Source organism: uncultured Roseobacter sp. (assembly GCF_947499265.1).
Lineage (GTDB): Bacteria > Pseudomonadota > Alphaproteobacteria > Rhodobacterales > Rhodobacteraceae > Roseobacter.
Genome location: NZ_CANMNK010000003.1, coordinates 140,157 through 153,216 on the forward strand (window position 1 = coordinate 140,157; position 13,060 = coordinate 153,216).

General features: G+C 60.8%; 13 protein-coding genes. 6 read left to right on the forward strand and 7 right to left on the reverse strand.

All coding sequences use genetic code 11. The annotated features are described in order from the left end of the window. The first annotated feature begins 437 nt into the window (after window positions 1-437). The 4 genes from Q1A63_RS08815 to Q1A63_RS08830 all read left to right on the forward strand — a co-directional run bounded on the left by Q1A63_RS08815 (window position 438) and on the right by Q1A63_RS08830 (window position 5,639). A complete protein-coding gene (locus tag Q1A63_RS08815) occupies window positions 438-3,617 on the forward strand; it encodes an Ig-like domain-containing protein (protein ID WP_298971257.1) in 3,180 nt (1,059 codons plus the stop codon). Between the two features lie 231 nt (window positions 3,618-3,848). Beyond that, window positions 3,849-4,361 carry a hypothetical protein gene (locus tag Q1A63_RS08820; protein ID WP_298971254.1) on the forward strand — a complete coding sequence of 171 codons (513 nt, stop codon included), beginning with the start codon at window positions 3,849-3,851 and terminating at the stop codon, window positions 4,359-4,361. A gap of 1 nt (window position 4,362) precedes the next feature. Continuing rightward, complete coding sequence (locus tag Q1A63_RS08825) at window positions 4,363-4,587, forward strand: hypothetical protein (RefSeq protein ID WP_298971252.1); 225 nt, start codon at window positions 4,363-4,365, stop codon at window positions 4,585-4,587. A 113-nt stretch (window positions 4,588-4,700) separates the two neighbouring features. After that, window positions 4,701-5,639: an alpha/beta fold hydrolase gene (locus Q1A63_RS08830; protein WP_298971250.1), complete on the forward strand. Its 939-nt coding sequence runs from the start codon at window positions 4,701-4,703 to the stop codon at window positions 5,637-5,639. Here Q1A63_RS08830 and Q1A63_RS08835 read toward each other — a convergent pair. The 7 genes from Q1A63_RS08835 to Q1A63_RS08865 all read right to left on the reverse strand — a co-directional run bounded on the left by Q1A63_RS08835 (window position 5,636) and on the right by Q1A63_RS08865 (window position 10,842). After that, window positions 5,636-6,502: a TonB family protein gene (locus tag Q1A63_RS08835; RefSeq protein WP_298971247.1), complete on the reverse strand. Its 867-nt coding sequence runs from the start codon at window positions 6,500-6,502 to the stop codon at window positions 5,636-5,638. The genes Q1A63_RS08830 and Q1A63_RS08835 overlap by 4 nt on opposite strands. Further along, window positions 6,499-6,879 carry a biopolymer transporter ExbD gene (locus tag Q1A63_RS08840; protein WP_298971245.1) on the reverse strand — a complete coding sequence of 127 codons (381 nt, stop codon included), beginning with the start codon at window positions 6,877-6,879 and terminating at the stop codon, window positions 6,499-6,501. Before Q1A63_RS08840 ends, Q1A63_RS08835 begins: the two co-directional genes overlap by 4 nt. Before the next feature lie 3 nt (window positions 6,880-6,882). Then, window positions 6,883-7,260, reverse strand: a complete 378-nt coding sequence (locus Q1A63_RS08845) for a biopolymer transporter ExbD (RefSeq protein ID WP_366524304.1) — start codon at window positions 7,258-7,260, stop codon at window positions 6,883-6,885. After that, window positions 7,253-7,885 carry a MotA/TolQ/ExbB proton channel family protein gene (locus Q1A63_RS08850; protein ID WP_298971242.1) on the reverse strand — a complete coding sequence of 211 codons (633 nt, stop codon included), beginning with the start codon at window positions 7,883-7,885 and terminating at the stop codon, window positions 7,253-7,255. The genes Q1A63_RS08845 and Q1A63_RS08850 overlap by 8 nt, the downstream gene beginning before the upstream one ends. 29 nt (window positions 7,886-7,914) lie before the next feature. Beyond that, complete coding sequence (locus tag Q1A63_RS08855) at window positions 7,915-8,337, reverse strand: hypothetical protein (protein WP_298971239.1); 423 nt, start codon at window positions 8,335-8,337, stop codon at window positions 7,915-7,917. A 117-nt stretch (window positions 8,338-8,454) separates the two neighbouring features. Next, complete coding sequence (locus Q1A63_RS08860; protein ID WP_298971236.1) at window positions 8,455-8,766, reverse strand: antibiotic biosynthesis monooxygenase; 312 nt, start codon at window positions 8,764-8,766, stop codon at window positions 8,455-8,457. A 60-nt stretch (window positions 8,767-8,826) separates the two neighbouring features. Next, on the reverse strand, window positions 8,827-10,842 hold the full coding sequence (locus tag Q1A63_RS08865; protein ID WP_298971234.1) for a TonB-dependent receptor: 2,016 nt from the start codon (window positions 10,840-10,842) through the stop codon (window positions 8,827-8,829). A gap of 209 nt (window positions 10,843-11,051) precedes the next feature. Here Q1A63_RS08865 and Q1A63_RS08870 point away from each other — a divergent pair, with 209 nt between their 5' ends. Both Q1A63_RS08870 and Q1A63_RS08875 read left to right on the forward strand, forming a co-directional pair. Further along, entirely contained in the window at window positions 11,052-12,098 is a 1,047-nt protein-coding gene (locus Q1A63_RS08870; protein WP_299631265.1) for a ChuX/HutX family heme-like substrate-binding protein, read from the forward strand. Continuing rightward, on the forward strand, window positions 12,095-12,994 hold the full coding sequence (locus Q1A63_RS08875) for an ABC transporter substrate-binding protein (RefSeq protein ID WP_299631267.1): 900 nt from the start codon (window positions 12,095-12,097) through the stop codon (window positions 12,992-12,994). Before Q1A63_RS08870 ends, Q1A63_RS08875 begins: the two co-directional genes overlap by 4 nt. Window positions 12,995-13,060: the final 66 nt, after the last annotated feature.

Sequence of the window (13,060 nt, forward strand, 5' to 3'; positions counted from 1 at the left end):
GCACATCGATGGTGATCTGAAAACTCAATACCCGTTCAAGTCGCGGGATCCATCAGTTTGACCCGATGCGAACCTCGGTTTTGCCACAGCCTCCGTTTGGAAACTTGTTGCTCAGAACCCGGGCGACTATTTACCGGTGCGGTCCGCGCCACGGCCCTAACGGTGTTTCAGCCAGCCGGGTTGCTTTGGTGCCAGGAGCCGTTTCCAGCCGTTTTCTCGCTTTCAGTTCAAAAACGGTTTCCCAATCAGTTTGATAGCCAACGAGACCGACAAGCTCAGCGCGCCACACATCATAAGGATCCGATTTATGCACATGGGGGCTTCACCTCCTTGCAAAAATCATACAAGAACGACCCAGATGCAACGCATCGAAAATCAATCATTTTTGAGTACCCAGCTGGTTGCAAGGCGCTCACTCTTTTCTTGGGGGTGGCCAAATGGGGCGCATATCTACAACTACGACATCGGGAATTCTGGTCGGGGACCAGCGCAGGGATCAGGTGCTGCTGTTGCAGGATCTGGACAGGGATGGCATTGCAAGCGGGCCCGGTGAGACAACCGTCTTTTTCGACGGCAGCAACGCCAGCGATCTGGCGACACCGACGAATAACGTCTTCACCGTACATCAGGCAGACGACAAATCAGTCTACATCGGTGACGGGACCAGTGACGCCGTCTACCGGCTGATCGATAACAACCGCGACGGCGACGCTCAGGATGAAGGCGAAGCTGCGGTGTGGTTTTCCGCTGAGAACGCAGGTGGGCTGTCGACCATCACGCCCAATGGCATCGCCGAAGGCGCTGATGGCGCGATTTACGTGGCCAACGCGGGCACGTCCTCGACCCCGCAGGATGCGATTTACCGCACTGTTGACCTGAATGGCGACGGCGACGCAAATGACGCAGGCGAAGCGACGGTCTGGCTCGATGTGCAGACGATCATCGACACAGCGGTGCCTTTTGATCTCAGCTTTGACGGGAATGTGGCCTATCTGAATGACCTCACCGGCGCGGCCACGGATGTGATCTACCGGATTGAGGATCTCGACGGTGACGGCACCATCCAGACGGATGAGGTGACCAATTTCATCTCGGATGACATGAACTTCGGCGCGCCAGTGGACATCTCCTCCGCTGTCTCTTTGGACGGCGCGCTCTACACCCTGACATGGTTCCCAGACAATGACGAGGTTCTGAAAATCTACCGCCTGAAGGACCTCGATGGCTCCGGCCAGATCGACACTGTGTCCGAAGCGGTGGAGGTCTGGAACGCCAATGCCATGCCAGAGGGTATCCCCGCAGAGATCGGCTTTTCTCTGGCCACCGATGACGCGGGCGGGCTGGTCCTGACGGCCAACAGCTTTGGCGGCGACGGCAATGTGGTCAAATTGACCAATCTCAACGGTGACGGAGATTTCTTTGATGCGGGCGAGACGGTCATTTTCGGCTCGGATCAATACGACGATCAACTGATCCGCCCCCGTTCGGTGGAAACCTACGAAGGCGAGGGACAGATCGTGGCCAGCACCGTTGGCGCGGGCAACCATTTCTCTGTCTTTCTGCGGGACGGCGTCCTCTACAGCGCTGGCGAGAATGTCGTAAGCCAACTCGGCAACGGCAGCATCGGGTTCGACGTCAAAGCCCCGCTTGCGGTGGAACTGCCCGAAGGGTTTGAGGGCACGATCAAATCTGTTGCTGCAGGCATGTTGCACACAACCTTCCTGACCGATGACGGGGATGTCTACGCCTTTGGCTTCAATAACCGCGGGCCGCTCGGCCTGGGCGACGAAGACAGCCGCCAAGCTGCGACCAAGATCGACGCATTGGATGATGTGGAGATCATCGGCATCGAGAACGGCAACGGGGTGTCTTATGCAGTGGCCGCCGATGGTACGCTTTATGCCTGGGGCAGCAATACCAACGGCCAGCTTGGCACGGGCGATCAGGACGAACGGCTGGTGCCGACGGCTGTAACGGCGCTCGCGGATGAGACGGTGCTGGTGGCCACGTCCGGCACCTCCCATACGCTGGCGCTGACCGACGATGGCAAGGTCTATGCCTTCGGCAGCAACACCGACAATCAGGTGAACGACAGCGAGGATCGCCGCGTCATTGATCCGGTGCTGGTCGAAGGTCTGCCCGAGGACATCGTGGCGGTGACGGCGGACGGCAAAACCTCCTTTGCCGTGACATCGGACGGGCGTGTCTTCGGCTGGGGTCAAAGCGACGAGGGTCAACTGCTGCAAGGCACCGACAACGGCGATGGTACCTTCACAGCCGATCCAGCAGATGTCGCCACTCCGGTAGAGCTGACCGGCTTGCCCGAGGGGGTGATCGACGTCAAAGGCGGCGCTCGCTGGGCCGTGGCCTTGACCCAGGACGGCGATGTCTATGCCTGGGGACCGAATGACGAGGGACCCACCGGCGGGCTTGACGGCGATCCGGCAACCGAAAGCGACGTCAGCTTCCTGCCCACCAAGATCGCCGAGTTGGACGACATCAACATCGTTGAAATCCAGACCGGGCCAAATTCGATCATCGCGGTCAGTGACACCGGTGCGATCTTCACCTGGGGCTCCAACTCAGACGGGCGTCTGGGCTATGCCTCCGACGGATCGGTCTACGCCCCGCAAGAGGTGGATTTCGACGCGGACCCGGCTCCTTTCCTGAAAAGCGCCGTACCTTCGGACAACGGGCGTGATGTGGAAAACGGCGCGGTACTCACCCTCACGTTTACCGAAGAGGTCATGCCAGGCGATGGCTTGATCACGCTGGTCAATCGCGACACCGGTGAACGGGCGGAAATCGACGTCACGGACATACGTCTTGTCACCTTTGACGGTGACACGGTGACGATCACGCCCCCCTCTCATCTCAACGTCGATACGCGCTACGCGGTGGAAATCGAGGACAGCGCCTTTGTCGATGCGGAAGGCAAGGCGTTTGAAGGGATCCAGGAGGGCGACACCTCAACCTTCAACTTCACAACGTCCAAGGACGCGACACCATCCGAGGATGGCTATCGCGGCGGCACCCGCAACGACCTGCTGCGCGGTGGCGCCGATGACGACCAGATGGACGGGCGTAGAGGGGATGACCTGATCTCCGGCGGCGAGGGCCATGACAACATCAAAGGCGGGTCCGGCAATGACACTCTGCGCGGCGATGCGGGCATGGATAGCCTCTTTGGCGGTTTGGGGAATGATACGCTTGTTGGTGGCGCGGATAATGACCAGCTCTTTGGCGGGCAGTCAGACGATGTGCTTGCGGGAGGCGAAGGCGATGATCGATTGAGTGGCGGTATGGGCAACGATCTGCTGGATGGCGGTGCCGGGAATGACCTCATGAAAGGCGGGTCCGGTATCGACACATTCGTTTTCAATGGTGGAATGGATGTGATCCAGGATTTCGACGTCGGATTTGTCGGGCAGGTTTTGGTCCGCCCCTCTGATCAGATTGTCATTGATATCGATGGTACGGAGAGCTTTGAGGATCTGCTCGGTATCGCCAGCGAGTCAGATCAATCTCTAATTTTCGCGTTCAGCGACGACAACAGCCTGGCGTTGCATGGCATACAACTGGCGGAAATTGAGGCCGACATGTTCAGCTTCGTCTAAGAACACCGGTGGGAGCCGTGCGCGGCTCCCACCCCATATCGCTCTCGCGCACAAAGGCCCTTGCTTTTTCTGATTATTTTTGTCAGATAATAACTGCCCAGCCCTCCCACCTCATTGGACCAGCCCGGTGATCACTTTGTGAGCACCCGTGCGGGGTGTTCGATTGTCGGCATCGCACGCATATGATTGGCCGATGCGATTGCCGTCAGCAAGACGCAGGAGGGCTCCACTGTGACAAATCCCCCAACGCGCGATGATTGCCACCGCAATCCCGCAGCCAAAGAAAACCTTGTCGAGAACGCCGGGCTGAGCACCTCTGACATTGCCTGTCTTAAAATCTTGCGGTTCTTCATAAGCACCTTTGCGGCGCCAAGGTCGCAGAACTGGATGCGCGGATACCAACACGCGGAGGTCACGTTTGGTCCCACCGATGGACCCATCATTGCGAGCCGCCTGATGGCGGTATTGCAGGCGGTCCGGCTGAGCCGCCGGTCAATCTTTACCTTCAGCAATCCCGACTGCCCCGGTTGCGCGCGCATACTGACGGAACACGAACGCCGATTGGTCTGTGCGATCAGCGTCTATCGATGCGGACGTCCTCGCCCTGCCGGTTTACAACTGATGATGCTTTGCGAAGGCAATCCAACGGATGCCATTCTGCAGAAGCTGGACGATCTGGTATTGGCTCTGAACGCCGCACCGCAAATCGAGAGCGCGGATCAGGCCGGATCGGTAGCATTCTGATATGACCGAGACGCTGGTGAACCTTCTTGCGCTGGATCACATGTCGCGGCGCTACGGCTGCGGGCTAAACCCTGCGCTGCGCACCGCGGTAGAGCGGGATCTGCTGTTTCGGGCGAAGGCGGCTTCTCCTCCCTCATCGCCGCTGCCTCCGAATGCACCTCTGCCGGAGCGCGTGGTCCGATTGCCGCAAAACGAGAGCCCGCGTCACCGAAGGAAGGAGCAGTGACTTTTTCGACAAACGCGGGGCGGAGGCGACAGGCGGTGCGCCTCCTCTTCGAGCATTGGAAGATGCATTGCTCAGCCAGCAAGATCAGGATCAGGCCGGTGAGGTTACGGGCAATGGCAATCATCGTTGCAACTGGTCTTCAAGGACAAGGTGCCACCGCTGAGGTGCTGACGATACCAGGGCCGGAAGGCGCCCTGTCTGGGGCGTATCTCGCGGCTGAGGACGCACAACATCTGGTCGTGCTTGTCCCCGGTTCAGGACCGATTGACCGCGATGGCAATGGCCCCCAGGTCGGCCTGCATTCCGATAGCTACCGCTTGCTGGCCGAAGCTCTGGCCGCGTCGGGCGTCGCGTCAATCCGGATCGACAAACGGGGCTTTTTCGGGAGCGCGGCAGCCATCGGTGATCCCAACGACGTTACCATCGCCGCCTACGCCCAAGATGTCCGGGATTGGGTCACCAAAGCCTCGGAAAAAGCCACCTGCGTCTGGCTTGCAGGCCATTCTGAGGGAGGTCTTGTTTCATTGATCGCCGCGATGCAGCCGCAAGCAGAGCTTTGCGGCGTGATCCTGCTGGCCACAGCCGGGCGCCCGATTGGACAGCTGATGCGCGAGCAAATCCGCGCCAACCCTGCCAACGCGCCCTTCATCGCTGAGTTGGAGGCAATCATAGACGATCTAGAAACCGGGAAAACCCGGCCCATGGACGGTATTTCAAGTCAACTGCAGCCGATGTTCCAACCGGGCCTGCAGCGCTACATGATCGATCTTTTCGCCTACAACCCTATCGATGCGGCCAAGGTGTTGACCGTGCCGACGCTGGTTGTGCAGGGCGGCGCGGACATACAGGTCGGCGTCCAGGATGCGGAACTGCTGGATCAGACCATGCCGCGATCGGCGATGACGCTGATCGCAGATATGACCCATATGTTGAAAGCGGACATCCCCGGACAACCCTTCGCAACCTATACTGACCCGCACCTGCCGCTGCACCCCGCACTTCTCCCGGCGATCATGCAGTTCATTGCCGCGCACACACCAGCGAACAACTAGCTGCGCCCCTTTATCCCGACGGAATGGCTGCGGCGCGCGCCCGCGGGGGGCGGCGGGAAAGGGGCGGCCCTTTGCACGATCCGCAGCGCCGCGTTGTCGAGCGTGGAGGAGCCCGAACTGCGGGCGACCTCTGCGGTCGCCAACCCTCCGTCTGCAGCGATGGTGAAGGCGATTACCGCCGTACCGCGCGCGCTCAGATCAGGGCGGCGCTGGCGGGCGATGTAGCGCATCACAACGCCGGGGTAATTGGTTGCCTCTGCGTTGCCGGTCGTCTGTTCTTGAGCCGTGGACCGGCCTTGCGTTTTCGCCCGCGCCGCAACTTGGCCGACGGCAGTGCCCTGCACGGCATCTTGGGGCCCCTCACCCACCTTCTTTTCCGGGGCAGCGGTGGCGCGTGGCAGCTCCTGCGGTTTCGACACCTGCGCCGCGCGATGGTTTTCCGGGCGCGCTCTCGGGCGCAGCGAGGTGTCGAGGCTCGTGGTGATCTGCGATGGCGCGCGCGCAGCGACGGCGCCCTTTACCGTTTGCGCGCGCAGCGTGTCGCGTGCGGGTATCTTGGTCAGGCTCCGAGACGGGTTCGAGCGAGTTTCGACGGTCGGATCGGCTGTTGCAGTTGGCTGTACGTCAGGGCGATTGGAACGCTGCACCGGACTGTCCGGGCGGATCACTTCTTGCGATGACAAAGGTTGCTGGGTTCCCGCAACCATATCGGCAAAGCTTGTGCCCAATCTGGCCGATACGGCCCCTGCCCCGGCCTGGGTCATCGGGGTCTCGGGCGGATCCCATGGTTGCAGGATCACCACGTGCAAGGCGGCCGCGCCGATCAAAGCCGTGGATTTGACCAGGGAAAGCCGCAGGGTCATGGCAGGGCCCGCTCGGTCACGATCATCACTTTGCCAGCGCCAAGGGCCTTCAGCTCGGCTGCGACCGCGATGAGCTTTTCAGCCGCAAGCGCCCGGTCCGGTACCAGCCGCAGTTGCGTCCGCGCGGCCTCCGGCAGACCGTCGTAGAATGCGGCAAGGCTGCTGACGGCTTTGCCCGCAAATTGCATTTGTCCATCCGGCTGCAGGATCAATGCAACAGGTGGGGCGCGGCCTTCCAGTGCCGCCGTCTGAACCAGCTTCAGGTGACCGTCGACGGGCGCCACAAGCGTGCCCGCCACCATGAAGAATACCAGCATTAGAAAGACGATGTTGATCAGAGCAATCGTCGGTTCGCGCTTCTGGACCTGCCTCGGCATCCGTCAGCGGCCCAGAACGGTCAGGGTGATGTCGGGCAAGCGGCGCAGCGCAACCAACGCATCCGTCAACCGCTGGGCATCCACCGCTCCGCGCAGGCTGAGCAACACCACGGTACCAGATGGCACATCCGCCAGCGGGCTGTCTTGCAGCGCATCCAGTGCCTGCGGCGTGCCGTTCACGGTCATCCGATCCGCTGACAACTGGAGGAAAAACGGCGACGCGGGCTGAGGCGCGCGCCCGGCAGACTGTGCGGCGGCAATCTCGACCTCGGCATATCGCGAGAAGGTCGAGGAGAGCATGAAGAACAGCAGCAGCAGAAAGATCACATCAATAAGCGAGGTCATGGAGAGGCGCCGCCGTGCGCGCGGCACCCTAAGCACGGACCGCTCCCGATATGGCGGCCAGGGGCTGCGCGTCGGGCCTTGCGCCTGTGGCCCAAAGTGTCTGGATCACCCGGTCGGCCAATAGGCGTTCGCCCGCCATACGCCCGTCGAACCAACTGAGCGCCAGGGCCGCGGGCATGGCGACGCTCAGCCCTGCCGCTGTGGTCAGAAGGGCCACCCAGATCCCGCCGGCCAGAACAGATGGATCGACCTGCGCGCCGGCATCCTGCAGCGCCTGAAACGCATCGATCATGCCCAAAACAGTGCCGAAGAGACCAAGCAGCGGTGCCAACTGTGCAACGGTATCAAGCCAGCGGAAACCGTTTTCCAGTCGGGCAAATGCGCTCTCGGCTTCGGCGGTCAAGCGATCCGGGGTCTGTCCTGTGTCAAGCGCATGTTGAAAGAGCGGCGCGAGGTAGCTGTGTGATCCGGCCAGAGCAAGGCGCGCCGCGTCCTGGTCACCCGCGTCCCAGGCCACCATGGCGGCAGAAAGCTGGCGGTGCCGCCCGACCCCGGCGCTGGCAAACTGCCAGAGTTTGTAAAAGATCACGGTGACCGTGAGCACGGAGATGATCAGAAGGATCAGAACCACCGGCCCGCCGGTCTCAACAAGATCACGCACTGGCGCGATCCACCCTGAGAGCGCGTATGTCACTGAAGAACCTCAATATTCGTGCGTGTCGAGGCCTTCAACGCCCCCTCGCAGGCCGCCGGTGTCAGCGTCTCGCCCACACATTGCTCGGTTCCGTTGAACAGTACCCGGCCCAGCTTGTCACAGGCCAATCCGTCCACCGCGAATTGCCGCACGCGCTGCCGCCCGGCTGGCAGGGCCCCAAAACTGAAGAGGGTCAGGCGATCAACCTGCCCGTCGGTGGTGAAGAGGACCGTCTCCAGCACCAGATCCTCAATAGGATCGGGCAGCTCATTCTGCACCACAAAGGTCAAATTACAGCTCTGCTGATCCGTCGCGGCGGCGTTGAGCTCGATCTGTATCTGCTCAGTAGTCGGCGCCTCTTGCGCATGGCCGTTGAGGGGCAAAAGAGCTGCCAGAATGGGAAATATAGATCGACGCATGGGCATCCCCGGTGTGTTTTCAACAAAGTTGGAAAGACCCTGGCGGTGCCGCGTGGCAGTTGCTGGAGTATGATTTATCTTACCCGTTTCAGGCCGCGCTATCAAATGCGGCCTGACTCAGACGATATGCTGGATCGTGGAGAACCCTTCGAAGGTGGGCGATCCCTCGTGCAGTTTCGCGGTTGATCCAGCGTTCTTATGCGCCTCCCGGAAGGCAGTGCTGCGGGTCCAGCCGCGAAAGGCATCTTCGGAGGCCCAGACCGTGTGCGAGGCGTAGAGGATGGTGCCCTCCACCTCCGGCCCCTTGAGCATGTGAAATTCCACAAAGCCCTCCATATCCTTGAGATGGCTGTCCCGCCCCAGCCAGAGCGCCTCAAACGCCTCGGCATTCTCGGGACGCACGGTAAACCTGTTCATTGCGATATACATATCCGGTCTCCATTGGGTCGCTTTGCTATGACATGGCGTCCGCGACGAAGCGATCAAGTCTCAGAAGGTTGCAGCGAGGCTCAGAATGAAATTGCGTCCTGTTGCATTGCGGGTCGACAGGCGCGGCTCGTAGAGCTTGTCAAAGACGTTCTCGATGCCAAACCGAATTTCAGTGCCCTCCAACAGGCCACGCTGCGGCACATAGGTGGCGCGCAGATTGCTCACACCAAAACCAGGTGCGATATCCGTGCCCTCGTCATAGCGGCGCTGGGTGACCAACTCGTAGCTGAGGTCCAGCATATCGCCAAACCGCTGCCCGATCGTAACCCGAAGCGCATCCGCCGGGTTGAACCGATAGTCCTGCACGGTGCCGTTCAGAAGCGTCTCCTCCCCCTCGGAGATATGCGCATTGAGATCGACGTAGAACCCGCTCTGACGGGCGTAGGAGGCTTCCAGTTCAAAGCCATCCCGATCAACCTGATCCACCGAGGCGAGCGGATTGCCCATGGCGCGAATGGTGGTGACGCTGTCAGAAACTTGTGTGTAGTAATTCAGCTTCAGCGCCAGCGTGTCACCGGCATCGAAGACATCCAGACCCTCATAGGCCACGCCGACCTCGTAGGTTGTGGCCCTTTCAGACTGCAGGATCAGATCGCTTTCGATATCGTCCACAATCGGCAGGTTGACCGTATAGGCCGCCGAGCCAAAGACCGAAATCCCATTGTCGAAGGCGTATCTGAGCGACAGCCCGCCCATCAGCGCATCGTCCCCGAACTCCGCCGCGCCGTTGATCGGATCTTCGGTGATGTTCTGGGTTTCAAAGCGCAGGGCGGGCATGATCGTCCAGGCCTCGCCGATCCGCATCTCGTCGACCAGATAAACTGCAAAGACCTCCTTCTCGCCACCCGGGGCCGCCCCGGCAGAGGCATCCTGACGCTCCCGCAGGATGTATTCAGCGCCCGCCCGCAGCTCATGTTGCACAGTGCCGGTGTCAAAGAACGCGGTGTTCCTCAGGCGCAGGGTTGTTGTCTGGTATCGATTGTCGGCATCCAGCAGATTGAGACTGAACACAGGCAGAGTGCGGTCGATTGCTTCGCTTTCGACAATCTCATCCGAATAGGTGAGCTCGACATCAAGATTGATAAGATCGTTGCCAACCGGGTTATAATTATACCGCAGGCTGGCGACCTCATTCTCGATAAAACGGTCGACGTTGCCGAAGTTGGCCAGACCAAAGGTATCATAGGGGACGTCGAACTGCTCTTGTTCGGTGTTGGAGTAGCTGAAGGTCAGCGCATGCGCCTCTCCGTCGCCAAATGTGTAGCGGCCCTTAAACAGGTACGAGGGATCATCCAGATCCCCGGCCGCCGGATTGATATCGTCGCCATCGCCATCGGTGCGGACGTCCAGCGTACGCCGGGTGTAATTGAAAAGCAGTTCAAGGTTTTCGTCGGGCTGCCAGCCGAGGATGGTGGAGCTGGTGAGGCCATCGCCGTTCGAGGAGAATTCGAAGGTTTGCCGCCCGCCGAAATCCAGCCGATCCCCAAGGATGTCCGAGGCATTGATCGTCTCCAATCGGACAACACCGCCGAAAACACCCGAGCCATACTCGAATGATCCAATGGTCCCGCGGATGACCTCGACCTCGCGGAAGAGGAAAGGGTCGGTGTAAAGCTGTGTGCCGATGCGGTAAAGCTCTTCGCTGCCTTTCGTCGCCCCATCCACCTGAATGAGCACCTTCTGGTCAGTGCCAAAGGTGCCGTTGGCGCCGTAGCCACGAATATTGATGCCCGACCCCGCCGCTGTCGCGCCGTTGACAAGTGTCACGCCGGGCACGGAATCGATCAATTCCGCGACGGTGCCAGCCTGCCGATCCTTGATTTCGGTCTCGTCAATTGTGGTCGTTGGAATGGCAGTGTCGGTTGCCACGTCGCGCTTGCTTTCACCAAGCACGATTGTTCCGAGATATGTGTCGTCTCCGGCGGCCTCCTCTGATTGTGACAAGGCACAGACGGGGGCTGCGATAAGTATTGCAGTCGTGGCCCGCAGCAGGCTGCGCGCAGAAAAAAATGGCATGGAATATCCCTCACAAGCTGGCTGATATCCGAGCTTGCAAAAGGCTGGCCGCGGTGAATTCGGAGTGTTTTGGGCAAGTACGTCACCTGCCTCTTGCAGTATTATCTTAAACTTACTAAAAGTGTCAAGAATACCAGCGAATGCCGCGAGCCAGGTGCAACAACCACCCAGCCAGTTCTGATCTCCCTGACAAGAATTGGTGCGCCGTAATGACCAACCTGACCCCCGATGACATCCGAGCCGCCCGTGCCGCAGACAGCAAGATCCGCGCCCGCGATCTGGCCGACAAGCTGCATATAACCGAAGCACAGCTGGTTGCAGCCCACGTCGGGCGTGGCGCAACCGCCGTTGTCGCCCACCCCGACCAGATCATGCATGCCGCCGCGACCTTTGGCGAGACAATGGCGCTCACACGCAACAACTCCTGCGTGCATGAAAAAATCGGTGTCTACGACAATTATCACCCGGGCGCCCATGCTGCGATGGTACTTACCGAAGAGATCGACCTGCGGATTTTCCCAAGCCACTGGCGTCATGCCTATCTGGTTGAGACCGAAACCGAAGCGGGCCTGCGCCGCAGCATGCAGGTCTTTGACGCGGCAGGAGACGCGGTGCACAAGGTTTTCCTGCGGGAAGAAACCGCATCCCTTGCATGGGCGGAGGCAAAGGCGCAGATCGCCCTGCCCGATCAGGAAACCGCGTTGACCGTCGCGGCCCGTCAGCCAGCGGAAGCGGCGAAATCCGACCCCGGCAAGCTGGACATTCTGCGCAAGGAATGGGTGCGGATGACCGACACCCATCAGTTTCTGCGGCTGACTTCCAAGCTGAAGATGAACCGTCTCGGCGCGTACCGGATTGCAGGTGCGCCCTTCGTGCGGGCGCTGCCGCCACAGGCGGTCAATATGATGCTGGAAGCGGTGCGCGACCGGCAGATCGAAATCATGCTCTTTGTCGGCAACCGTGGCTGTATCCAGATCCACACCGGCCCGCTCCATACACTCAAACCCATGGGCCCCTGGCAAAACGTGATGGACAAGCGCTTTAACCTGCATCTGCGTGAGGATCACATCGCCGAGGTCTGGGCGGTGGAAAAACCCACACAACGTGGCCCTGCGGTCTCCGTCGAAGCGTTCGATGCCCAAGGCATGCTGATCTTTCAGATCTTCGGGCTTGGCAAAGAGGGCCGCGACAGCCGCCCGGCCTGGCGCGAAATCGTCGAGGATCTGCCCTCCCTGGAAGTGGAGGCCGCGCAATGAGGTTCAAAAACATGTGCAAAGGTCGCCTGCTGACGAGTGATCGGATCGGCCTGCTGGTAACCCTGATCCTGCTGGCGCTGGGACTTGCCACGTCGAACACACGCGCGGACAACCCGGCCACCCGCGTCGTCGCCCTGGGCGGGTCGGTGACAGAGATCGTCTTTGCGCTGGGGGAAGATCACCGCCTTGTCGCGCGGGACACTACGTCGAGCTTTCCCGAGGCCGCGTTGGCGCTGCCCGATGTGGGCTACATCCGCGCCCTGTCTCCGGAAGGCGTGCTGAGCGCGCGCCCCGATCTCATCATTTCCGAGGAAGGCGCCGGCCCGCCGGATGCGCTTGATCTGCTCAAATCCGCGCAGGTTCCCTTTGTCGAAATGCCACAGGCCCGCACCGCAGAGCAGATTGCGCAGAAGATCGAAGCCGTGGGGGCGGCGCTGGGGGTTCCCGGCAAAGCGGCCACGCTTGCAACAGAGGTTTCGACGGAATTGCAGGCAACGGCTGCCGACATCGCCGCCTCCGATCAACCGCGCCCGCGGGTGTTGTTCCTGCTCAGCACCCAAGGCGGGCGGCTCATGGCCTCGGGCACGGACACCGCGGCAGATGCGATCATCCGGCTGGCGGGCGGAGACAACGCCATCAGCACCTTCGAAGGCTATAAATCCGTCACCGCCGAGGCGATTGCAACCGCCGCGCCGGATGTGATCTTGATGATGGACCGTGCGGGCGATCACGCCAGCAGCGATGCGGAGCTCTTTGAGATGCCCGCGCTGCGCACGACACCGGCGGCGCAGGACAAGGCCGTGGTGCGCATGGATGGCCTCTTGCTGCTCGGCTTTGGCCCGCGCACCGCGCAAGCCGTCCGCACCCTTCATAGCGCGCTCGACGCGGCGGGCTGAGGCAGTGGCGCTCGCCGATCAAAGCTTATCGGTGAGCGTGGACCGTCGCCAACGCGCGCGTCAGCT